The sequence below is a fragment of the Paraburkholderia silvatlantica genome, from assembly GCF_003096715.1.
GTDB lineage: Bacteria > Pseudomonadota > Gammaproteobacteria > Burkholderiales > Burkholderiaceae > Paraburkholderia > Paraburkholderia silvatlantica.
In genome coordinates, this window is the sequence record NZ_QEOL01000030.1 from 85253 (window position 1) to 107407 (window position 22155).

At 60.2% G+C, this 22155-nt stretch carries 16 protein-coding genes and 2 pseudogenes; 11 read left to right on the plus strand and 7 right to left on the minus strand.

Annotation, left to right across the window (positions count from 1 at the left end; all coding sequences use genetic code 11):
- Positions 1-90: 90 nt before the first annotated feature.
- Positions 91-777 (plus strand): GntR family transcriptional regulator, encoded by a 687-nt coding sequence (locus C7411_RS31455; protein ID WP_110387957.1) that lies wholly within the window; start codon positions 91-93, stop codon positions 775-777.
- 488 nt (positions 778-1265) lie between these two features.
- Here C7411_RS31455 and C7411_RS31460 read toward each other — a convergent pair whose 3' ends face one another.
- From C7411_RS31460 to C7411_RS31470, 3 genes are all read right to left on the minus strand, one after another.
- Positions 1266-1601, minus strand: a complete 336-nt coding sequence (locus C7411_RS31460; protein ID WP_110387958.1) for a porin — start codon at positions 1599-1601, stop codon at positions 1266-1268.
- A gap of 156 nt (positions 1602-1757) precedes the next feature.
- Positions 1758-2774, minus strand: a complete 1017-nt coding sequence (locus tag C7411_RS31465; protein ID WP_110387959.1) for an alpha/beta fold hydrolase — start codon at positions 2772-2774, stop codon at positions 1758-1760.
- Between the two features lie 86 nt (positions 2775-2860).
- The gene (locus tag C7411_RS31470; protein ID WP_243413415.1) at positions 2861-4369 is read right to left on the minus strand and encodes a purine-cytosine permease family protein; all 1509 of its coding nucleotides are present in this window, start codon (positions 4367-4369) and stop codon (positions 2861-2863) included.
- A gap of 237 nt (positions 4370-4606) precedes the next feature.
- Here C7411_RS31470 and C7411_RS31475 point away from each other — a divergent pair, with 237 nt between their 5' ends.
- From C7411_RS31475 to C7411_RS31495, 5 genes are all read left to right on the plus strand, one after another.
- Positions 4607-5644 (plus strand): aliphatic amidase, encoded by a 1038-nt coding sequence (locus tag C7411_RS31475; RefSeq protein ID WP_110387961.1) that lies wholly within the window; start codon positions 4607-4609, stop codon positions 5642-5644.
- A 58-nt stretch (positions 5645-5702) separates the two neighbouring features.
- The gene (locus C7411_RS31480; RefSeq protein WP_110387962.1) at positions 5703-6506 is read left to right on the plus strand and encodes a CbbQ/NirQ/NorQ/GpvN family protein; all 804 of its coding nucleotides are present in this window, start codon (positions 5703-5705) and stop codon (positions 6504-6506) included.
- Positions 6507-6517: 11 nt separating this feature from the next.
- A complete protein-coding gene (locus tag C7411_RS31485) occupies positions 6518-8293 on the plus strand; it encodes a nitric oxide reductase activation protein NorD (protein ID WP_110387963.1) in 1776 nt (591 codons plus the stop codon).
- Between the two features lie 174 nt (positions 8294-8467).
- Positions 8468-9589: a transporter substrate-binding domain-containing protein gene (locus tag C7411_RS31490; protein ID WP_110387964.1), complete on the plus strand. Its 1122-nt coding sequence runs from the start codon at positions 8468-8470 to the stop codon at positions 9587-9589.
- Positions 9590-9605: 16 nt separating this feature from the next.
- Positions 9606-10244, plus strand: a complete 639-nt coding sequence (locus C7411_RS31495) for an ANTAR domain-containing response regulator (protein WP_110387965.1) — start codon at positions 9606-9608, stop codon at positions 10242-10244.
- Between the two features lie 556 nt (positions 10245-10800).
- Here C7411_RS31495 and C7411_RS31500 read toward each other — a convergent pair.
- A complete protein-coding gene (locus tag C7411_RS31500) occupies positions 10801-12399 on the minus strand; it encodes a GMC family oxidoreductase (RefSeq protein WP_110387966.1) in 1599 nt (532 codons plus the stop codon).
- Between the two features lie 56 nt (positions 12400-12455).
- On the opposite strand from C7411_RS31500, the pseudogene C7411_RS31505 reads away from it, so the two are divergent.
- A pseudogene (locus tag C7411_RS31505) lies at positions 12456-13482 on the plus strand (IS110 family RNA-guided transposase).
- 333 nt (positions 13483-13815) lie between these two features.
- Here the strand turns inward: C7411_RS31505 and C7411_RS31510 are convergent.
- Positions 13816-14629: pseudogene (locus C7411_RS31510) on the minus strand (IS5 family transposase).
- A 129-nt stretch (positions 14630-14758) separates the two neighbouring features.
- On the opposite strand from C7411_RS31510, the gene C7411_RS31515 reads away from it, so the two are divergent.
- On the plus strand, positions 14759-15181 hold the full coding sequence (locus tag C7411_RS31515) for a DUF3224 domain-containing protein (RefSeq protein ID WP_110387967.1): 423 nt from the start codon (positions 14759-14761) through the stop codon (positions 15179-15181).
- Positions 15182-15394: 213 nt separating this feature from the next.
- Positions 15395-16309 (plus strand): tyrosine-type recombinase/integrase, encoded by a 915-nt coding sequence (locus tag C7411_RS31520; protein ID WP_243413414.1) that lies wholly within the window; start codon positions 15395-15397, stop codon positions 16307-16309.
- Between the two features lie 986 nt (positions 16310-17295).
- On the opposite strand, the gene C7411_RS31530 is transcribed toward C7411_RS31520, so the two are convergent.
- Together C7411_RS31530 and C7411_RS31535 are read right to left on the minus strand one after the other, a co-directional pair.
- Positions 17296-18549, minus strand: a complete 1254-nt coding sequence (locus C7411_RS31530; RefSeq protein ID WP_110387969.1) for an LssY C-terminal domain-containing protein — start codon at positions 18547-18549, stop codon at positions 17296-17298.
- Positions 18546-19835 carry an LssY C-terminal domain-containing protein gene (locus C7411_RS31535; protein WP_110387970.1) on the minus strand — a complete coding sequence of 430 codons (1290 nt, stop codon included), beginning with the start codon at positions 19833-19835 and terminating at the stop codon, positions 18546-18548. The genes C7411_RS31530 and C7411_RS31535 overlap by 4 nt, the downstream gene beginning before the upstream one ends.
- A gap of 564 nt (positions 19836-20399) precedes the next feature.
- On the opposite strand from C7411_RS31535, the gene C7411_RS31540 reads away from it, so the two are divergent.
- Both C7411_RS31540 and C7411_RS31545 read left to right on the plus strand, forming a co-directional pair.
- Positions 20400-21053, plus strand: a complete 654-nt coding sequence (locus tag C7411_RS31540; RefSeq protein WP_110387971.1) for a hypothetical protein — start codon at positions 20400-20402, stop codon at positions 21051-21053.
- 312 nt (positions 21054-21365) lie between these two features.
- Positions 21366-21929, plus strand: coding sequence for a YSC84-related protein (locus tag C7411_RS31545; protein ID WP_110387972.1), 564 nt, complete (start codon positions 21366-21368; stop codon positions 21927-21929).
- Positions 21930-22155 lie beyond the last annotated feature (226 nt).

Sequence of the window (22155 nt, forward strand, 5' to 3'; positions counted from 1 at the left end):
CGGTCGGGATCACGCGGGCCGCGTTCTTGATGCGAGGTGTGCGCCAGTGTATCTTTCGTGCACTATCTGGATTCTGGATCCGACATTGCCATGCAAGAACCACCCCGTGTCTCGGAACTTCACCCGACGGAGCAACGAGGCTACCGGACGGCCACTGAGTATGCTGCGCTCGTCATTCGGGAACGCATCCTGAGCGGCAGCTTCCCCGACGGCATGCCACTGCGCCAGGACGAACTGGCGGCGAAGCTTGATCTGAGCCGCATGCCCGTTCGCGAGGCGCTCCGTCAGTTGGAGGCTGAGGGACTTGTTGACTTCCAGCCGCGCAAGGGCGCGGTGGTTGCAGCGCTTTCACCGGATGACATCGTCGAGATCTACGAGTTGCGGGCACAGATCGAGCCCACCCTGTTGCGGCTTTCGATGCCGAATCTGACCGATACCGCTTTGCACGAAGCCGAAATGCTGCAGGCCCAGATCGAGGCCCATCCCTCGCCAGTGCATACCGGCGCGTTGAATCTGCAGTTCCATCTGAAGCTCTATTCCGGCGTGGAGCGGCAGCGCACCAAATCGCTGCTGACTTCTTTCAACACGACGATCGACCGCTATCTGCGCCTGCTGATGAGCCAGTTGGGCTATTCGGCAAAGTCGGACAGTGAGCACCGCGCTTTGCTCGCCTGCTGCCATGCGCGTGATGTCGAGGGCGGGTGCGCGATTCTTGCACGGCATTTGCTTGAAGGAGGGAATGCGCTTGCGAGCTTTGTGCGGGATCGGCACGGTTGACGCAGTGGATGTGCGGCGGGGATCGGAGCCGCTCAGGGATGGGTTAGGATTTCGACGGTTTTTATGAAGGGTGTCGCGGAAGTTTCCGGTTTTCCTGGCGCGAGAACGCGCGACGTGCGGCCCGTGCGCTTCTACCTGGTTAAAAGTATCCGACACGCATAAACGGCAAATCAGACAGAAAGCTTTCGAGGGCGTTTCGGACATGCGTGCAGACGCCACTTGGAGGTCAGAACAATGGCGTCGATAGTAGCCGTATAGATCCCGGATCACGATGAGTGTTTGCGTTGCAGCACATTTGATGTACCTGCATGCCGACGATGTGAAGCGGGGCGAGGCGGTTCAGGCAGGTATTTACGGGATGACCGGCTTATTCCGAAACCAAGGGGAATTTAGGTAGCCTTATAACCCCCCCCGCGTTTATGAAAGCAAATCGACCGAATCGTGGTCAGAGGCCTGTACTGCTTGCCGAAGGTCAACATCCCCAGCGGTTATCGGAGAGGCCGACCCATAAACTGCCGCCCGAACAAGTCGCTGCCGAACGGGTTCGCACCGTTGCTGAGCTCGAACTGGCTTTCCAGCGTGAAAACGGCACTCAGGCCACCGCCAAGGTCCTCCTTGCCCTTGATGCCCCAGACCATCGTGTTGTTCGCGCCGTCCGCGAGCCCCAAGACAGAACCGGTATGCCCATGGCTTCCTTCGCTGTTAGTGAACTGAAGGCTTTCGTCAAGCTCGCCGTACAAAGTGGCGCTGCTTTGCGCATGGGCGAGGGAAACGCAAGCGCCCGCAAGCGCGGCCGCCGTCAGGGGTTTCTTCATGTTGGACATCGCTGACCGATCCTTGATCGGACCATTAAACAATTTAGTAGTGCTAATTATGTACGGAAAAGAGGGCGCCTGAAAACGCGCCGGTTGATCCGCACTGATCGCCGTGCACCGCCTCGACGGTCTTTCGACGATGCGGTTCCAGCCCGGCGCTACCGGTCAGCTCGCGAGCAGCTCACGTAACGCCTTGTCAAGCACGGCGATATCGACTGGGCTCGTACCAGGGCCGCCCGCGAAGTGTCCCCAGATTGAATCGACGACGCGCAGCTCCGCGTTAGGCATATGCGCGACCTCGAACGCGCTGTCCTCGGGCGGGAAGTAGAGGTCGGTCTTGCAAGGCATGACAATCGCCTTCGCACGAATCGACGAAAGTGCCTTGACGAAGTCACCCGTGTAGATTTCGTTGTTGCTGATGTCTCCGTATTGCCAGGTCCAGAGCATGCCGAGCAGGTTGTTGGCGTCTTTCGCCAGCAGCCAGCCCTCCCAGAAGCCGACCAGAAAGTCCTCGAGCGACGCATAGCCAAGCTTTTCAAGATCGAGCTTCTCCCGGTAGAACGTCTGCGAAAGACCCCATCCCGCATAAACACGCGCGGCCGCACACAGGCCCTTTTCCGGCTGCACGTCGTACCACCCGTCGAGGAAGGCGGCATCGGCGGTCAGTGCCGCCTTGACGCCTTCGAGGAACACAAAGTTGTGCCGGGAGCATTTTGCGGATCCCTGGAACGGCAGGATTCGCTCGACCATCTCCGGATACATCGCACCCCAATGAAACGTCTGCAATGCGCCCATCGACCAGCCCGTCACGAGCGCGATCTTTTCGATGCCGAATACTTCTGCCAGGAGCCGATGCTGCATGCGAACATTGTCGTACGCGCTCACGTGCGGGAAGCGTGCCCTGCCGTACGGAGCGGGCGTATTGCTGGGAGACGACGAAAGCCCGTTGCAGAACATGTTCGGCACGATGATGAAGTACTTGCGAGGATCGACCGCCTTGTCCTCTCCAATCAGCCACTCATTTTCGTAATGCTGTCCCGAATACCACGTCGGGTAGACGATCACGTTGTCTTTGGCGCTGTTGAGCGTGCCATACGTCTTGTAGGCAAGCTTGGCGTCGGGAATGCGCATGCCACTTTGGAGCATGACGTCGCCGAGTGAATAGACTTTGTAGTCGGACATATTGAATCGACCTCGATGAAGAGACATTGGTTTGGATATGTGGGCACAGGCACGGGCCCACCCGCCCTCGGAGCACTGCTGGCGCGTCATGCGCGATTGGCAGACGTGCTCGCGTTCTTCAACAGCCTGGCAATCAACCCGTACGCGATCGCGCTGACGACGAAGGCCGATATGGCTGTCGAAATCTCGGGAAATTGCTTTTCGACGAGATAGGCTGTCACCGATCCGATAGCCCACGCGGCGAACGCCTGTGCGCGCCAGTCCCGGTCTATTTCGGCACCTGGCCGTGCCAGGTACAGGTCGACAATGACGATCGAGCCGATCGGCGGAACGATGATCCCGAGCAGAGAAAGCCACGGGATGAACAACGCCCAGACATTGGCTGCGGCTACGGCGATGCCGACGACGGCCAGGATGACCGCGGCCGTGCGCATCTTGATGCCGGCAATCCGTGACCAGCCGACGGCAGAGTTGTAAAGACAGTGCGCGCAGACCGAGCCAAGGCTGCAGAACAGAAAGATGACGGCAATCGCACTCAGCCACGTCCGATGCTGCTGGAGCATGTAGCCGAACATATTGTCCATGGCGAACGGCTGCGGACTGGGCAACGCAATGGCCGCAGTCATGATGCCGCCCATCAGCATCGCATAGCAGTTCGCGAACGGAAATGCCGTGAACGTCGCGATCAACGAATCGCGGCCGTTCTTCGCCCAGCGGTTGAAGTCGGCAGAAACGGTGCCCGCATCGACGAAAAGGCTGATGACGATGGTCAGTCCGACGCCGAATGCCGTCGACGACGCCGGGTTCGTGCCGCCGTATGCGAGCACGGTGCTCCAGCCCGCATGGCCAGCGGCATCGACGGCGACCCAGGTCCCGAGGGCGAGAAAGAGTGGCACCGAGATCATGCCGAGCCAGTGGAGACCCCGTATGCCAATGAACGTCACTGCGAGATAGAGCACGCCCGCGACAAACGTCATCACCAGATAGTTGGCACCCGATGACGAATGGATGAGAATACCGGTGATACCGGTCTGCACCGCGTACCATCCAAGCAGCAGGCTTGACAGCAGGCCCGAGGCCAGTGCGTACCCTTTGCGCCCGAATACGCGGCTCGCAAGCAGCGCAAAGTTGAGGCCGTGCTTCGCGCCCAGACCGCCGAGCAGGCAGACATAAGCGAACATCAGCAGGTTGCCGACGAGCATCGCGGTGAGCCCGCGGCCGAAGCCCATGCCCGCGACAAGGATGGAACCGGTCATCGCACTCGTCAGGATCATTGGAAAGCTGATCCATACCGTCGCGACCGATACCACACTACGTCGCGCCGCAGGTGGTACGGGTGCGTGTTCGTACTCTTCGCCGAGCACGTGATCGAGCGCCGTCTCGTTACCAGCGCCCAAGGATTGCGGAGATGACATGACGTTCTTTACCAGTGAGACCAGGGATGGCGAAGACGCTAACCCTGGCAAGGTCTGGCCAAAAAAAAGAGCCCACCCGGCACCTTTTCGGGTGCCGGGTGGGCTCTGCTGCCCTTCACATTCGTCGCTGTTGACGAGTCGGTCGTGATGAGGACAGAGGATTGAGCGACCAAAAAGCACTGTCAACACAAAATTTCGGAATTACTGCATTTCACTCAGCGCAAGCGATGGCTCGCCACCGATCGAAGTTTTTGATCGCTTGACAAGCGTTTCCCGAGTTTTGTAGTCTACTTTCCGATCAACGTATCGCGTTGCCGCCAACATTGCCGGCAACGCGAAAAGGCAACAACGCCCGAGCAGACCGAGAGTCTGTTCGGGTTTTTTTTTGTCGTTATCGATCCAGCATGGAGAAAAAGCATGCGCCATGGTGATATTTCCAGCAGCAACGACTGCGTCGGAGTGGCTGTCGTCAACTACAAGATGCCACGCCTTCATACGAAGGCGGAGGTGATTGAGAACGCACGCAAGATCGCGGACATGGTCGTCGGCATGAAGCAGGGGTTGCCAGGCATGGACCTCGTCATCTTCCCCGAATATTCGACGCACGGAATCATGTACGACTCCAAGGAGATGTACGAAACGGCGTCGACGGTGCCCGGTGCCGAAACCGAGATCTTCGGTGCAGCCTGCAGGAAGGCGAACGTCTGGGGCGTCTTCTCGCTGACGGGCGAGCAGCACGAGGAGCATCCGCTCAAGGCGCCCTACAACACGCTCATACTCATGAACAACCGCGGCGAGATTGTCCAGAAGTATCGGAAGATCATGCCGTGGACCCCCATCGAAGGCTGGTATCCCGGCGACTGTACTTACGTTTCCGAAGGGCCGAAAGGGCTCAAGATCAGTCTCATCATCTGCGACGACGGCAACTATCCGGAAATCTGGCGTGACTGCGCCATGCGTGGCGCAGAGCTGATCGTCCGCTGCCAGGGCTATATGTATCCGGCGAAAGAGCAGCAGGTCATGGTCGCAAAGACAATGGCGTGGATGAACAACGTCTATGTCGCCGTAGCGAACGCGACCGGCTTCGACGGGGTCTACTCGTACTTCGGCCACTCCGCGATCGTCGGCTTTGACGGACGCACGCTCGGCGAATGCGGGACCGAAGAGATGGGTTTGCAGTACGCCGAGCTTTCGATGAGCCTGCTGCGCGACGCACGCAGGAACATGCAATCGGAGAACCATCTCTACAAGCTGCTGCATCGCGGCTACACGGGCAAGATCAACTCCGGCGAGGACATCCACGGCGTCGCGGCATGTCCCTTCGAGTTCTACGGCAAGTGGGTGAACGACCCGAAGGGCACGCGCCGCGCGGTCGAAGCGCTAACGCGGGCGATGCCAGGCACGTCCGAGTGCCCGATTGAGGGCATTCCCCATGCCGATCCGGCACACCGCTAAGGCTGCCAGCTGCCATGCGCCGGGAACCCGGCGCAACGATTCACGAAGGACGACGCCGATGCAGGATATCCTCGCTCAATATCGAATCGGGACGGAGCACTTTTACAAACCGATAGGTCAAGAGGTCGAACTATTCGCCTCAGCTTATGCGCGGCGCATGCCGATGATCCTCAAAGGGCCGACCGGGTGTGGCAAGACGCGTTTCGTCGAGTACATGGCAGCAAAGCTCAACAAGCCGCTCGTGACGGTGGCCTGCAACGAGGACACGACTGCATCCGACCTGACGGGCCGATTTCTGCTGAGCGGCGACAGCACAGATTGGCACGACGGGCCACTCACCGCCGCAGTCCGGCATGGTGCGATCTGCTATCTCGACGAAGTCGTCGAGGCGCGCGCGGATGCGCTCGTCGTCATTCATCCTCTGACCGACGACCGCCGCATCCTGCCGCTCGACAAGCGCGGCGAACTGATTCACGCGCACCCCGACTTCCAGCTCGTGGTCTCGTATAACCCCGGGTATCAGGCATTCGGCAAGGACCTCAAGCCATCGACGCGGCAGCGCTTCGGCGCGATCGAGTTTCACTATGCGGACGAAGCGGCGGAAGCCGATATCGTCGCGCACGAAGGCGAAGTCGAGCGCAATATCGCTGTCAGGCTAGTGCGCATTGCCGCTCAATCGCGCCAGCTTCGCGGCCGCGGGCTGGTCGAGGGCATATCGACGCGCATGCTCGTGCAAGCCGCAGCGTTGATTCGCAGCGGCATCGATGCGCCCGCAGCCTGTGCACTCGCGATGACGTGCCCGCTCACCGATGACGACGAGGTGCGAACGGCGCTCGACGGTTTCGTCCGAGCGCAGTTCTGAGCTTGAACTCAATGCGGGCGGTACGCGAAAACGACGAGCAACGGGCGAAAGCACCGCAAGACGAGGTGCGCGCATCGTCGGCGGCGACGATACGGATGCTCGAATGCTATGCAGCGGGATTCGAACGTCGGAGCGGTGACGTGTTCGACAATGCGCGCGACTACGTGCCGATACGTGTCTCGGTCTCGATCGAGGCTGACGAGCGCAACCGGGAGCGGCACGGCGACAGCCTGTTGCGGACCTCGATCAGCAAAGGAATGATACGTGTTGCGCCAGCCACCGCCCACGACGGCAAAGCCGCCGACGAAAGCCGCGCCGTGGGGCTCTATCAAGCCTCTGTTGCTCACGCACTCGCGCATTTGCGCTACTCGCGTCCGGCGTCGCCGATCAGCTCGCGCGGCGCGCTCAGGATCGCCGTTGCATCGCTCATCGAGGACGCGCGCGTCGAGCGCTTGCTGATGCGGGAATATCCGGGTCTGCGTGACTTATGGGGTGCGTTTCATACGGCATCGGGCGAGCACGGGGCGCTGACCTTCGCCTCGCTCGCGGCCCGCCTCGCGCGGGCGCTGCACGATCCCCGCTACGACGATCCGAACGACTGGATCCGCAAGGGGCGCGAGTTGTTCGATGCACTCGCCGAGCGTCCCGCCGATATCGCTGCATGTAAAGAGGTGGCGGACATACTGGCCGTCGATCTTGCTCAGATGCGAGTGCGGTTCGACGCGTCCTCCTACCGCGTCGAGCCCTGCTACCGCGACGACAACACCTACCTGTGGGCGATCGAGAGCGAACCCGTGAGGGCGAGAATGGAACAGGTGCCCGATGCCGTCGAAGATACCACGGCACGTTCGAACATGACGGACGGCCCGGCCACACAGGACGATGCGCCGGATGAAACCGGCGTGCTGCGCGCTTGCCGGTATCCAGAGTGGCATGCTCGCATCGGGCTTCTGCTCGATGACTGGACCTGCGTGTACGACCGCGAGCGGATAGTCGATTCCGTGCACGACAGCCAAGGCACCCGTCGCAATCGATCTGCAAGCCGATATCCGCCCCCATTCTGGTGGCAGCAACCGGCCGCTCGCATCCGGCGCCGATTTGAAGGCGATGAGTTCGATCTCGACGCTGTCGTCGAGCACGGCATTGCTCGACGCACAGGCGTGGCCAGCGATGGGAGAATCTTCGAACAAAGGCGGCGTACGCCGCAGGGCATGTCCGTGTTGCTGCTGCTCGATCTTTCCGCGTCGACGAACGAACGGATCGGCCAGCACGGCACGACGGTGCTCGATGTCGAAAAGGAGGCAGCGGCAACGGTCACGTGCGCGCTCGAATCGACGGTTACTCGTATCGCGGTACAGGGATTTGCATCGAACGGTCGTCATGATGTTCGCTACGTGCGCATCAAGGATTTCGATGAGCCATTCGGCGAAGCGCAGCGCAAGCGTCTGCGGGCGCAGGAAGGCGCCTTCTCGACTCGCATGGGTGCGGCGTTGCGGCATGCGGCAACGTTGCTTGCCAACGAGTGCAGTGAAGCAAAGTGGCTGGTCCTCGTGACGGACGGCGAACCTTCGGACGTCGACGTCTTCGACTCGTACCACCTCATCGAAGATGCCCGCCATGCCGTGTCCGCACTCTCGTCACGCGGCATCGTGCCATTCTGCTTCGCCTTCGATCGCGATGCGGACCGCTACGTCCGCACGATTTTCGGTGCCAACCGCTACCTTGTGCTGGACGGCGCGGAAAACCTCGCAGCGCAAATAGGCAAGGTGCTCTCGGGCGCACGATGAGCCCGAAGCTGTGCCGCGCTAGTGGCGCGCGTTACCGCCGGTTCAGCCGATGCGCGGCTTTTTTTGGCCGGGGACAATCGAGTCTCCGCGATGCGGCTGCTGGCGTCAACTCAGGCTCATGCGAACCAGGCAAATACTGAACAGAGGGCGCGTACAACCGTGACAGATACTGGGATGATCAGAGTAGGAGTACTGTTTTCCGAAACGGGCATCACGTCGGCGATCGAATCGTCGCAACTGAATGGCACGCTCTTCGCGATACAGGAGATCAACGATGCGGGCGGCATAGGGGGACGCGAGCTCGTGCCGATCCGGTACGACCCCGCCTCCGATCCTTCCAGGTATCGCACCTGTGCGGAGCGGCTTATCCTGACCGATGATGTTCAGGTGATTTTCGGTTGCTATATGTCAAGCGCGCGAAAAGCCGTGTTGCCGCTCGTCGAGCGCTGGAATCGACTGCTTTTCTACGCGACGCTTTACGAAGGCTTCGAGTACTCGGAAAACGTCATCTATACCGGCGCAGCACCCAATCAGAACAGCGTGCAGCTCGCCGACTTCATGACGTCGCGCTTTGGAGCGCGCGTCTATATGGTCGGCTCCAACTACATTTATCCGTACGAGTCGAACCGGATCATGTCGGACCTCGTCTCGCAATACCGGGGCGGCGTGAAAGTTGGCGAACGCTACGTCCGTCTGGATGCAGCCGAGGATGACTTCACTGAGATCGTCGCGGACATTCGCAAGATCCGCCCCGATTTCGTATTCTCGACAGTTGTCGGCAACTCGACGCAGCACTTTTATCGTGCCTACGCACGGGCCGGCCTCGATCCGGCATCGATCCCTATCGCGAGCCTGACCACCTCGGAAGTCGAAGTGGCGCAAATGGGCACCGACATCGCCGAAGGTCATTACACGGCGGCGCCTTATTTTCGCTCGATTGACTCACCTGCCAATCAGACCTGCCTGGAAAGATTCACCGAGAAGTTCGGGTACGGGACGACGCCCAACGCGAGCTGGGAAGCGGCCTACTTTCAAGTCCATCTGTTCGCGCGGGCGATGCGTGTAGCCGGTTCCGCCGACACCGAAACACTGATGCCCGAGTTGCTCGGCAGCGAATTCGACGCGCCGCAAGGCTGCGTCACGATCGATCGATCAACTCATCATACGCATCTGAATCCGCGCATCGGACGCGTGAACCGCGAGGGGCAATTCGACATCGTATGGGAAGCGGCAGCATCCGTACGACCGGATCCTTATCTCGTTACCCATACGCTCGGCGACTGGGTGGTTCGATGAGGAGAGGGAGGTGCGAATGAATGAAGAAGACCAGGCCGGTCGATGCGGGTTAGCGTCGGCTTTCCCCATCTCTGATGTATTGAGGGACTTGCGCTCGCTGCGCGTGTGCGTGTTCCATCCTGATGATCGCGACGGTAAGCAGCTCGCTCAGCAGTTGCAGCGCATCGGGTGTCACGTGCAGGCATTCTGGCCGCCGCTGCCTTCACCGCCAGCGGGAACCGACGTCGTGTTCATCGCACTCTATCCGGACGCCTTGAATCTCGTCTACGAATGGTGCATGGACGATTACGCGCCACCGTCGGTCGCGGTTCTCAACTACGAAAACCCAACCATCATCGAGGCAATGCTGCGCATCGATGCAAAGGCGGTCATCACGTCGCCCATCCATTCATTTGGCTTGCTAAGCGCTATGGTTCTCGCACGCGAGATCGGCCGCGATCGAAAGAAGCTGCGCAAGCGTATCGTGCGTCTCGAAGAAAAGCTCGGCAGTGCCCGCAAGATAGCGGAGGCGCAAGACATCCTGTGCCGTCAACGCGGCGTCAGCAAGGATGAAGCGTACCGAATCATGCGCGAGCAAGCGATGGCCAAGCGCATGACGGTCGAGGATATCGCCTCCGCGATCATCAACGCGAACGATATCTTCTCGGCCCGCTAGATACTGCCTATGGACCATCCTCAAAGGCCTCAAAGCGGGCGTGCCTATTCTCGAAAGGCAGAAACGGTGCTCGGGCCGTTATACTGAGCGCCGTCGGAGGGAGCGGCCGTCTACCCTTGGGTAATTTATTCCGTTATGGAATGTGGTCCAGGGACTGATGGGGACCCAGCATTGATGACGCGGCGAGGCGATGCCGTTCAGGAAGGTGTTCAAACCCGTTGGTCCGTCCTTCGACCTGACCATTCTCACGGCGGAGGGCTAACATGCCGGCAAGGAAACCCCGACGCGCCAGCAGCGCGGCGCAAATCTCCGTAGTCCACTCACATGCTGCAGCGATCGATATCGGCGCGCTCGACGGTTTCCCTTGAAATACCCTTTGACCATGCAGCGTGGTCGTGCAGAAAGCGTAAATGATATCGATATCCAGTTCTTTTTATCGCTCGATATACGCAATACGTCGATTGTCATTCCATCGACTCCGTGTTATTGAGTTTTACATAAATCTTCTGTCGAACGCATTACCACACCCGTCTGTGTGCTGATGTCGTTTCGCTGTTCAACCCAGTATTAATGCCGCGCATTTTTCGCCAATCATGATGGATGGTGCGTTGGTATTGCCGCTCGTAATGGCGGGCATGATGGAGGCGTCGGCGACGCGAAGACCGTCAATTCCGCACACCCGAAGATCAGGGTTCACGACTGCCATTGCATCGGTTCCCATTTTACAGGTGCCGACAGGATGGAATGTTGTGGCCACGTGGGAGTGAACGTAGTCGCTCAAGGCGTCTTCCGATTGACGGTGCTTTCCGGGCTCGATTTCATCGCCGCGAAAGGCGCTCATTGCTGGCATCGAGACGATGCGTCGGACTTCAGCGATTCCCAGGGAAAGGCGCCGCGCATCATCACCACCCGACAGAAAATTGGACTGCAGGAGAGGCTTGTCTGCCGGATCGGCGCTGCGCAGCAGCAGCCGGCCCCGGCTCGCAGGCCGCATCAGGGAAATATGCACGGAAAAACCGTGGCCACGCGGAATTCTCGATTTGGGCTGATTGCCAAGCAGTGGGCGAATAATGAGTTGAAGGTCCGGCTCGATTTGTGAAGCCGAGCTTTTGAAGAAGCCGCCTGCCTCGACGGTATTCGAGGTCCACGGCCCTTTCCTGTCCAGGTAATAGCTGAAGGGCGAGGCAGCGAGCCACGGTAGCGCCCGGATCGACAGGCCAAACAGATCGCTGCGTGGGCTGTCGAATGCCATCAGGATATCCTGGTGGTCATGCAGGTTGTAGCCGACACCGGGTAATGCATGTACCGTGCGTATCCCGAGGTCGCTTAGGTGTTGTGCCGGACCGATACCGGAGAGCATCAGGAGCTGCGGCGAGCCTATCGTGCCGGCACTCAGCACGATTTCGCGTCGGGCGTTGAATACGTGTTTCACACGATCGTGAACGAACTCTATGCCAGTTGCGGTACGATTCTGGAACAGAATCCTTTCGACCAGTGCGTCCGTGACAATGGTCAGATTCGGCCGTGACAGCACGGGGTGGAGAAAGCTGCGTGATGAACTCATGCGCTCACCGTGGCGCTGGGTGACGTGATAGTGGCCAAAACCGGCCTGGGTTGCGCCGTTGAAGTCGTCATTGAACCGGTGCCCAGCTTCCAGTGCGGCGGCGACAAATGCGTTGCTTACGCGATGCGGGCTGCGCAGTCGGGTCACATTCAGCTCACCGCCTACTCCGTGCCAAGGCGAGCTGTCTCCTTCGAAGTTTTCATGCCGAGTGAAGTACGGCAGCACGTCGCGATACCCCCAGCCGGTGTTTCCGAGGCTTGCCCAGCGATCGTAGTCGCTTCGGGCCCCACGAATGTATATCGATCCGTTGATGGCGCTACTGCCACCCAGCACCCGACCGCGGGGGCAGAAGATGTCCCGGTGACCCGCCTGGTCATTGGCGTCAAATGAGTACATCCAGTCATACCTCGGGTTTGCAATCAGACCAAGGGTGCCGGCGGGGATGTTCACCAGTTGGCGTACGACAGAACGCCGATCGCCGGGGCCCGCCTCTACGAGGCAGACCTTGACGGCGGGATCGGCGCCGAGGCGGTTAGAGAATGAAAGGGACTTCCCCGTCCCGAGGCTGCGGTGGAAGCCGCGAGTCGGCATCAATGTGCCAGGATGAAGTTGCGAACGTTCATCGACACCAGCGAGAGGGGAAATCCATGCCTATTGTCACTATCGGAATCGATTTTGCCAAGAATGTATTCGCCGTTCACGGTGTGGACGAGACCGGCAAAGCGATGCTGATCAAGCCGCGTGTGCCGCGAGATCAACTGGTGGCGTTGATCTCGCAGTTGCCAGCGTGCCTCATCGGGATGGAAGCGTGCTCCGGCGCTCATCACTGGGCCCGTGTGTTTCAGCAGCACGGCCGTACAGTCAAACTCATGGCGCCCAATCTTGTCGCGCCTTATCGCATGTCGGGCAAGCGCGGCAAGAATGACGCGGCGGATGCCGCCGCAATCTGCGAAGCGGTAATGCGACCGAGCATGCGTTTTGTCCCGCTGAAGGGACGAACATCAGCAGGCGACGCTTTGCCTGCATCGGACACGACAGGGTTTCGTCGAAGAGAGGACTGCGACCTACAACCGGTTGCGAGGCCTGCTCTCGGAATTCGGTGTAGTGCTGCCACAGAGCCCGGAGATGTTGCGCAGGCACATCACTGAACATCTGGATACCTTACCAGGCTGGGCGAAGCGCAGCATCAGCGACCTGCTTGAGCATGCCGGCCATATCGAGGATCGCCTGCTCGAATACGACCGTGCGATCATCGAGATCGCGCGTGAGGATGCGCGCAGCAAGAGGCTGATGCAGTTGCGCGGCATCGGCCCAACCACGGCCAGTGCATTGCTCGCCAGTATCGGTGCCGGGCACGACTTCAGAAACGGCCGACAGGTAGCCGCATGGATCGGACTCACGCCCGGTCAATACAGCAGTGGCGGTAAGGCGCGGCTGGGCAGTATCACGAAGGCCGGCGACGCCTATCTACGGGGCCTGCTGGTCAACGGTGCCCGCGCCGTTATAGCTAGCCTCGGCGAGAAACAGGATCGCTTCAGCCGATGGGTCCGAACCCTGGTCGAGCGCCGGGGCTACTGGCGGGCCGCCATCGCGATTGCCGCAAAGAACGCGAGATTGGCGTGGGCCTCGTTGAAATATGGCGAGGACTTCAGGCTCGAACCTTCGGCAGAGTGAGTTCGACTAGAGCTGTCGGTCAAGCGACGCCTGGACCTGAGCACGGGCATCATGAGCACATAGAAACGATCACTTTGCACTGCCAGCGGTGATGTGAAGCGGGTTGGACCCGCGCGGGGCGTACCTGGCTAACACGGCGGGGATATCCATTCCCGGCTAGAGAATGAGGCCCCTGCGCGCGTCTTTCATCAGGGTCCGGGCCATTGGCCCAACATGACCGGTTGTAGAACCGCAGTCCTTCACCTTCTCACACGCACCGGCGCGGCATTGCAGCATGTATCAACAGCGAACCTCGATTGAGCTTGTGCTCAACGGGGAAGCCCTTGTAGCGTGTTAGGAACCTTGAAGTACTGGAACTGCATGGACCATGCATGAGCATGGCGAAGACAACGAAATGAAAATCAGCAAGCGTTTCGGGCAATCGTTCGTAGTCGCGCGTGAGGCGTCGAAAGCGGTTAAGCCATCCAAAGCTGCGTTCAACTACCCATCGCCGTGGCAGCAGAACGAAGCCCTTTTTTGCTTCCTGCAGTTTGATCACCTGCAACTCAATGCCTTCATCACGTGCAGCCTTCGCGGGCTCCTCACCCGTATAGCCCTGATCCGCAAACGCCACTTTCACCGTTTCTCCCGTAGCCTGCTGGACCTGACGTGCCAGTTCGGCCACCTGCGCGCGCTCCTGCTCGTTGGCCGGTGTCACGTGTACGGCCAGCAACTGGCCCAGCGTGTCGACCGCCATATGAACTTTGCTGCCACGCTTGCGCTTGTAGCCGTCATAGCCCGCACGTGGACCGCTTTCGCAGGTGGACTGCAATGTGCGCCCGTCAAGGATCACCGCACTGGGCTGCCCCTGACGTCCCTGTGCGACCCGGATGACCGAGCGCAGATCGCTGACCATGCTTTCGAAACAGCCCGCCGCCAGCCACCGTTGCGTCTGCTGATACACCAACTCCCACGACGGGAAGTTGTTGGGCAGCATGCGCCACGGTGCGCCCGCTCGCGCCATCCAGCGCAATGCGTTAAACATTTCGCGCAACTCATATTTGCGCTGCGGCGCGTCAACGTCCATCAGCGTCATATACGGGGCTGCGAAGCTCCACTCCTCGTCGCACACATCGCTCGGATAGGGTTTGCGCTTTTCCTTTGTCATTCGACCAGGATACCAGGTTCTACACGAAGTGCCTAACACCCTAGTCGATGATGAAGCAATATCTGCAATTTTAGTTTGCGGCGTGAGAGTAGTCTCGGCTATCGCCGCAAATCCCTTGTGAGAGATCCCATGAACGTTGCTCCTTCAGACAAAAAGTCATTTGTCGCCGTCGGCGAATATGACGTGAAAATCGCGCCCCCCGATATGATCGCCGTTCCGGCCAATGCCTCGGTCATAGGACGCCACGTTATCGAAAAAGCATACCGTGGTGGGTTGAAGGGTCGGGCACTCGGGCAAATGCTAACAGAGGGGCAGCCACAACAGGGCGAGGCAACTTACGTCGAGCTTGAATCGTTTGAAGGTGCGTTGGACGGTAGATATGGTGGATTCGCACTAGCCCACCTCGGCGAAATGGATGCGGGGTGCGAGGCGTTGCGCATCGGCATAGTGCCCGGCTCCGGAACCGGTGAGCTATCGGGGCTCAGGGGCCAATTGCTAATACGACGTGAGGCCGGCAAGCACTACTACACACTGACCTACTGGACAGCCTAGCGAGTCAGTGGTGGTAAGGCGGCTGCTCACGAGCGAGCAGCCGCTCGAATGTCCATATGGCGACCGTGCCGAACGACGCTTCATGTCCGACGGACTAAACCGCTCGCGCGGTAGGGGCGACGGTCTGACACTGGAGGTCAGGGAGAGGCCGGTCGCGCGGCTTTATGTTGGCGAATGAGGCAATCCGCCTCGTTCCTCAACAGGAGCCGAATCATGTCCTCCTTACCGGCAAACGCCAGCTCATTACGCCAGCGCATGATCGACGACATGCGCCTGCGCCAGCTTGCTCCCAAGACGCAGGCCATCTATCTGCACATCGTAAGTGAGTTCGCGCGGTTTCTCGGACGCTCACCGGACCCGGCCACCGTCGAGGATCTGCGGCGCTACCAGCTCTATCTGGCCGACCACGGCACATCGGCCGTGTCGCTGAACCACGCGATCACCGGCTTGAAGTTCTTCTTCACGGTCACGCTTGACGGGCCCGAGCTGATGGTCAGGATGCAACCGGTGCGCGTACCCCGCGTATTGCCCATCGTGCTCAGCCCCGATGAAGTGCGGCGCCTCATTGAGGCGGCCGCCAACCTGAAGCATCAGACGGCGCTGTCGGTCGCGTACGGCGCGGGGCTACGCGCCAGCGAAGTGGTAGCGCTGAAGGCCACCGACGTCGACAGCGAACGCATGACACTGCGTATCGAGCAGGGCAAGGGCCGCCGTGACCGCTATGCGATGCTCTCGCCGGTGCTGCTCGAGCGTCTGCGTGCGTGGTGGCGCGCGCAGGGCAGGTTGCTCGATGGCGGGTGGCTGTTTCCCGGGCTCGATCCGCTCGATCAGTTGAGCACGCGACAGCTGAACCGAGCCATTCATGCCGCCGCCGAACGCCACGACACCACTGACGAGGCGTTGCTGCTTTCAGGCCGGCACCCTCCGACGTTGGCGCGTTCGGGGATGAATGGACGTGTCCGTGCGCATGGCATTAGCGGTTCGGCTTTTCGAGATCCTCCTCTACGAACCGGAGGATGGCCTCCACCAGGGCCTCACGCGGGTAGGCGTTCTGTGTCACGAAGAGCGCACCGATCATCGGATGCGTTCGGGCAATGGGTACCGCAAGTGCCCAGTGATCCGCATTGACGTACGCAAGAAGCTTGCTGCCGGGCATAACCTGATCGTAGAAGATGACCTGACTGTCGTTGCGCGAATCGACGCGCGAGAGCTTGTTGTAGCTCGACTTCAGGATAGACGAGATGCGCTCCTGCTGCGGGAATGTCACGATCGAATAGTAATGCAGTTCGCCCGGAAACAGGTGGTCGGCGAGCCACGCCTTGCGGGTCGCCGGTCTCAGGCTTTGCACGGCGCCGCCGTCGCCCGATGTGCAGGTCGCGCCCGGCACATATCGCAGCAGGTCGGCCTGATACTGCTCGGCGTCGTTGGCGAGCGGCGACCCGCCAATCGCGCCGGCGGCACTCACCACTGCCGCCACGCGGCTCCGGATCTCCGGATAGTTGACCAGCGCTTCGAGCATGTCTGGAGCACCCTTTGAATAGCCGACCAGCACGATGTGCGGCGCGCCAGCGGGTGCAGGCATGGCCATGATCGCATCGCGAATCTGGCGTGCGTTGTTGGTGGAGCTCGACAGCGCATCGACGTCGATTAGCGCTGCATCGAAGCCGAACTGGCGCAGGTGCGTGACGACGGTATCGGGCGGATTCAGCCAGGGCTTGAAGCAGTCGTAGCCAATGCCCGGCACGACTGTCGCGATGAGGTGCCGTCGCGATTGACCCAGATCGACGGGCTCGCCCGTGCCGGCGGGCTCGGTGCCCACGCGGGTCAATGCGTCCTCACAGGGCCGGTAGTCAGGCAGCCCCGGTGCGCGCGCTGCAAGCACTGCACAATAGATTTCCCGGAATCGCCCCCGCTTGTCCACGATCCCGGCCTGGGATGCGGGCATGAGAACCATCGGCGGCGTATCGGCCGAGTACGGGATAAGCGGCCTCGAAGCGCACGCGCCGAACAGGACACTCAAGATCATCGTCGCCACTACGCTGCAGTTCCGGCGCCACGCACTGAGGGCGGCAACCTGCCGTCCTGATGACACGTGCGATGGTTTCCGGTTCGGATCACTGACGTGCATCGCCGGTTCCCCCAGGCTGACGGGTATCGCGCTCCTCCAGATAGGGCACCCAGTCGAGGAAGTCCACGTCCGAGAGGCTGCGCGGCCGGGTCGCGAAGAACACGACTGCACGCAATCCGTCCGTGTAGTAGGTCGCGCCATCGAGCGTCGTACGGGGACGGGTCGGCAATGCCACGCCAACACCGTTCACGTATCCGAGCCTGTCAAGCCCGCCCGAGTACATGAGGTCCTGGATCAGGAGGTTGCGTGCCTCGTCTACGTTCTCATGCAGGGTGAGGCGCGTTTCGCCGCGTGGCGCAAAACGCCCGCCGACTGGGCGGCCAACTTGCGCGACATAGATGAGTTGCCCATGAAAGCGGATCGGGACAAGCCATCCCCGTATCCAGGTCGCAGGCGCGCTACCTTGCGCCTGCTTGCGCATGACGAAGTCCGGCTCGCGTCCAAAGACCCGCTGCGCGAGATCGGACTCGCGCGCGTCACGCCTGTAATCGCGCCGCACCAGCGCGGCCCCGATGTCGGTGAGCTGGCCGATGCCAACGGCGTTCAGGGGATCGGCCTGAATCGTCCCGCTCGCGTCGGTGGCGCAGCATGGCAGTCGCTCAAGCGCGGCGCGCAGCGACGCGAGGTCCTGGTAGTCCGTGATCGAAGATTCGGGGAACGGAAAGGGTATCTGCGCGAGTTCTGGATCTATCGTGCCGCCGGGCACGCGCAGAAAGAGCGAGAACGGAATCAACGTCTGGTTTCCTAACAGATCGACATTGACGAGCTTGATGCCCTGTTCGGGGTTGGTGAAAAGAATGCCCGATCGTATGGCACCCGGTGGAATCGGATTGCTGAATCCGAGGTCGCGGAAATAGTCGTCCATGCGCGCATTTGTTGTACCGCCGAACAACGTATGCATGGACCATGCGACTTCATGAGGTGAGAAGTACTCTGGATCGGTGCCCGAGCGCAACAGCCACAGCGCCTGCGATGTCCCGTTCCGCACTTCGAGCCACAGCGGCTGGACACCCTTGCTGTTGACGTCGACGCCATACATCCGAATGCTGTCTTCACTGCCGAGCACAGTTGCGCTTACGCGCACGCCCCAACCGGTAGCACTGACCTCGCGCTCACGCAGCGGTCCGTCGTCGGCCTCAGGCGGAGCATGCCACGTCACACAACCGGCCAGCGCAAACGTAAGGTATAGTGCACATCCCGCGTGGAGCCGTGCACGATGCAGGGTGTGTGCAGTGCTCATGGCTTCGCTCCGGGCGTCATGTGCATGACCTTGTACGGAGTGATCCACGGGAAGATTTCGATCTCCGATAGCGGCCTCGGCGTGCGGTCGAATACCAGCAGGACACGATTGCCATCGGTGTAATACGGATCGGTCGTCAGATTTGTGCGATGCGCGCTTTCCTGCGCGGCACCCACCCCTGCCACGAGACCGATTTTCATGAGATTCTGCGAATACGCCATGTCCTCGGTCAGCGCGGTGCGTGCCTCATCCACGTCCGGGTCGATCTTGTGTGTGGTGAACGTTGAAGAGTGCCAGGTCAGACGGATGCCGATATCACGGCTGACCTGTCCTACCCACACGAGTTTGTCGTGGTAGCGCATATTGCTGAGCCACAGGCGCATATGGTTGCGCTGGTGGATGTCGCTCCGCGCCTTTTGCAGCGCCAGGTCCTGCGCGCGTCCGAACAGATAAAGGTCGCTCACAGGGGCGTTGACATAGGGTTCACCGGACAGCGCAGCGCCAATCATCCGCCGGATCGCGCCCGACCACTTCTGCTCCGTGAGGCTCCAGCCCCGCCGCACGAGCGCGGGAAGGGCGTCGTCTCGGCTGCCGACGATCACGAGATTGAGCGGGTCGCCCTCCTTCGAGCCGTCTTCGTTTGTCGCGCAGCACGGCAGGGCTTCGAGCGCTGCGCGGAAGCTCGCGTCATCCGTGTAGTTCACGGGGGGCTCTTGCGGATTGGCGATGCGTTTGAATACCTCGCTGCGCGTGTAGTCACCCTCGAATCCCGGCACGGCCACGAAAATCGAAAATGTCCGGGCGCGCTCCTTTGCGACGAGGTCAATCTGTACGAGTTTCGCCCCTTCGTTGAGATTGGTCAGCACAAACCCGGAGACAGTTTCTCCGGGACGGATAGGGTTATGGAAAGCAAGATCACGGAAGCGGCGGTCGAGGTCGGCCCGCTGTTCGTGTGAAGCCGTGCCGGAAAACGCCTCGGCCGCCTCCGACGCGGGAAAGAAGTCCGGATCGAGGCCGGGTGACAGGAGAAAGTAACTGCGATCCTCGCGATTCCGGACTTCGATCCAGACGGGCTGAATCTTCCTGCCGGCAAGCGGTACGCCGTACACCGCTGCGCTCTCCTCCGGCGACAGCGCAGCGGTCGACACTTCGATGCCACCCTCGGTGTACGGCACAGCGCGATTTCGATATCCCGGTACGGAAGCCGTCGAATGGATCGCGAGACAACCTGCCAGCACGCAGCCGACGAAGGCAACAGCCAGTGTCTGCATCACGATGCGGTGCATGAGGAAACCTCTTTGCGGAATCCCGGTCGAGGTGCTCGCGGGACGATCGCGCTTCTCCTGTTGCCAGAGGCAAACAGGCTGTTCGCAACGCGCACATAGCAATCCGCGAAATGTACAACCCAGTTTAGTTGATTGGGGGCCGAACCATGCGTGTTGCACCGAACGTGTCAAGCAAATCGCATTGACAGATCGAGTTCCTGGCCACGAAGCGCACGATCGCCGTCGCGATCGCCTCATTTGGGGCAATCGGTCGGTCCGCTCACGAGGAAGCGCCCGATTGTCAGATGGGGGCCAGCCAACCAGCATCGCCCCCGCGCCCGGTGATCCGTACCCGTAACCTAAAAGCGTGTTTCCACCCGCACCCTGATCGTAGAATATGAGCTGCCCAGTTTGGCTATTGAAGTGCGTCAATTCTCGCGATCATTCCAGCACTACTCTTTGAGTCTCGTAGCCGTCGCGCACGACGTGTATGCGCACGTGTAAGTAGTGGCATTTGCAGTGCGTTGTTTGCTCCCTCAACGTCACTTTTCAAAGTGTGGCCACGTTGATGAGGGCCAGTCAGCAATGAAGCGCCTCGTTACAGCAGCCCAACCACCTGCCGTACCACCGGCAGCGGCGGTCGCCGGGCTCGTCTTTTCGCTGTTGCTGATCACCAGTCTCGTGATCATGTGCCTTGCGGTCCCGGATCTCACGGCAGAAAAGGGGCCCCTGGAGTACGGTTTTGGCCGTGCCATCTCGCTTGCCCTGCACCTCATACCCTTTGCGGGCATAGCGTTCCTTTGGCTACTCGGCGTGCTGCGCGACAGGATCGGCGCGCTGGAAGACCGTTTCTCCGGAACGTTGATGTTGGGGAGCGGACTACTTTTCGTAGCATGCCTGTTCGCCTCGGCTGCTGTTTCCGGAGCAATTGTAAGTTCCATCAGCTCGCTATCGGCCGTTCGGACCAGCGGCGAAGTTTACTTTTTCGCGCGGGAAGTCGCATATGCGTTTATGAACATATTCGCCGTCAAGATGGCGGGTGTCTTCATGGGTGCAGGCTGCGCCATTGCCTTGCGCACAGCAATCCTCCCACGCTGGATTGCGTTCATCGGATATGCGGGCAGCCTGGCGCTTCTACTCGTCATCTGGGGCTGGTTGTGGATTGTGATGCTGTTTCCGCTATGGACGCTGATGGTTAGCATCTACATTCTCCTCGTAAAGAGACAAGGCGCAGGCTGATGTGTTCACCCATTGAGCGCCGTGTAATTGAGCTAGATGAGTTCCGCCAGACGCTGCTGGCCGGGCACGTCGACATTGTCGGCTTCGCGTCCTGCGGATGCGAAGTTATCCTATGTTAACTTCGCGACACGGGACATCGCGTAAAGTAAGACCTAAGTCTTATTGACCCGCTGTTGCGAGTTCACCACGATCCGTATTGCAGGAAGGCATTTGCACGCAGCGTGCTTACGCCAAGACTTCGTCAATACCGGACGCACTAGTCCATGACGCCATGTTGGCCATTCGTGCGATCAATCCGTGGAGAAACATATCATGCTCAAACGTCTGATATCGACGCTCTTGATCCTGCTGATGTTGCCTATTTCTGCCGCTTGGGCCGACGAATATGCGGACGCGCTCAGCCTGTTCAAGAACGCGGGGGAAAGCGGCAGTCTTCTGCATAGTGCCTATGGCTACGCGTTGTTTCCGAAGATTGGCAAGGGAGGGGTCGGTATAGGCGGAGCCCACGGCAAGGGCCGCGTCTACGAGCAAGGGAAACATATCGGCGATGCATCGATGACTCAGGTCACTGTGGGTTTGCAACTTGGCGGCCAGGTGTACAGTGAACTCATCTTGTTCGAAGATGAGCGAGCACTCAAAGAATTCACCAATGGCAACTTCGAATTCGGCGCAGATGCCAATGCGATCGCGATCACTGCGGCTGCGGGCGCACAGGCAGGCACGACGGGCACGTCGGCTAACGTCAGCGCTGGCAAGAAAGACGCGAAGACTGCCGGCGGGTATCGAAAAGGCGTGGCCGTATTTACAGTGGCCAAGGGTGGGCTGATGTACGAGGCAAGCGTGGGCGGCCAGAAATTCTCTTATAAGCCTCGTTGATTTTTACCGAGTGTCAACGTACGCCATTGAAAGTCTGAAACTTGCGCGAAAGAGACGCATGAGTGTCCGTCGAAGCGAAATTATGGACGACTGCAACTGGCCGATGACCGCCCGACGCGGTCGGCGCAAATCGTTAAGGGTTATTCGATGCCTGCCATCGGCCACAGGAATGTGACGGTGCCTCCGCGCGTGTCGGCAGGCGTCGAATAAGCCTCGATGGAGGAAA

Excerpts from the sequence above, each read along its gene's own strand:
- C7411_RS31455 (WP_110387957.1), top strand. The coding sequence starts at position 91 with ATGCAAGAACCACCCCGTGTCTCGGAACTTCACCCGACGGAGCAACGA.
- C7411_RS31460 (WP_110387958.1), bottom strand. The coding sequence starts at position 1,601 with ATGTCCAACATGAAGAAACCCCTGACGGCGGCCGCGCTTGCGGGCGCT.
- C7411_RS31465 (WP_110387959.1), bottom strand. The coding sequence starts at position 2,774 with ATGTCCGACTACAAAGTCTATTCACTCGGCGACGTCATGCTCCAAAGT.
- C7411_RS31475 (WP_110387961.1), top strand. The coding sequence starts at position 4,607 with ATGCGCCATGGTGATATTTCCAGCAGCAACGACTGCGTCGGAGTGGCT.
- C7411_RS31480 (WP_110387962.1), top strand. The coding sequence starts at position 5,703 with ATGCAGGATATCCTCGCTCAATATCGAATCGGGACGGAGCACTTTTAC.
- C7411_RS31485 (WP_110387963.1), top strand. The coding sequence starts at position 6,518 with ATGCGGGCGGTACGCGAAAACGACGAGCAACGGGCGAAAGCACCGCAA.
- C7411_RS31490 (WP_110387964.1), top strand. The coding sequence starts at position 8,468 with ATGATCAGAGTAGGAGTACTGTTTTCCGAAACGGGCATCACGTCGGCG.
- C7411_RS31495 (WP_110387965.1), top strand. The coding sequence starts at position 9,606 with ATGAATGAAGAAGACCAGGCCGGTCGATGCGGGTTAGCGTCGGCTTTC.
- C7411_RS31500 (WP_110387966.1), bottom strand. The coding sequence starts at position 12,399 with ATGCCGACTCGCGGCTTCCACCGCAGCCTCGGGACGGGGAAGTCCCTT.
- C7411_RS31515 (WP_110387967.1), top strand. The coding sequence starts at position 14,759 with ATGAACGTTGCTCCTTCAGACAAAAAGTCATTTGTCGCCGTCGGCGAA.
- C7411_RS31520 (WP_243413414.1), top strand. The coding sequence starts at position 15,395 with ATGTCCTCCTTACCGGCAAACGCCAGCTCATTACGCCAGCGCATGATC.
- C7411_RS31530 (WP_110387969.1), bottom strand. The coding sequence starts at position 18,549 with ATGAGCACTGCACACACCCTGCATCGTGCACGGCTCCACGCGGGATGT.
- C7411_RS31535 (WP_110387970.1), bottom strand. The coding sequence starts at position 19,835 with ATGCACCGCATCGTGATGCAGACACTGGCTGTTGCCTTCGTCGGCTGC.
- C7411_RS31540 (WP_110387971.1), top strand. The coding sequence starts at position 20,400 with ATGAAGCGCCTCGTTACAGCAGCCCAACCACCTGCCGTACCACCGGCA.
- C7411_RS31545 (WP_110387972.1), top strand. The coding sequence starts at position 21,366 with ATGCTCAAACGTCTGATATCGACGCTCTTGATCCTGCTGATGTTGCCT.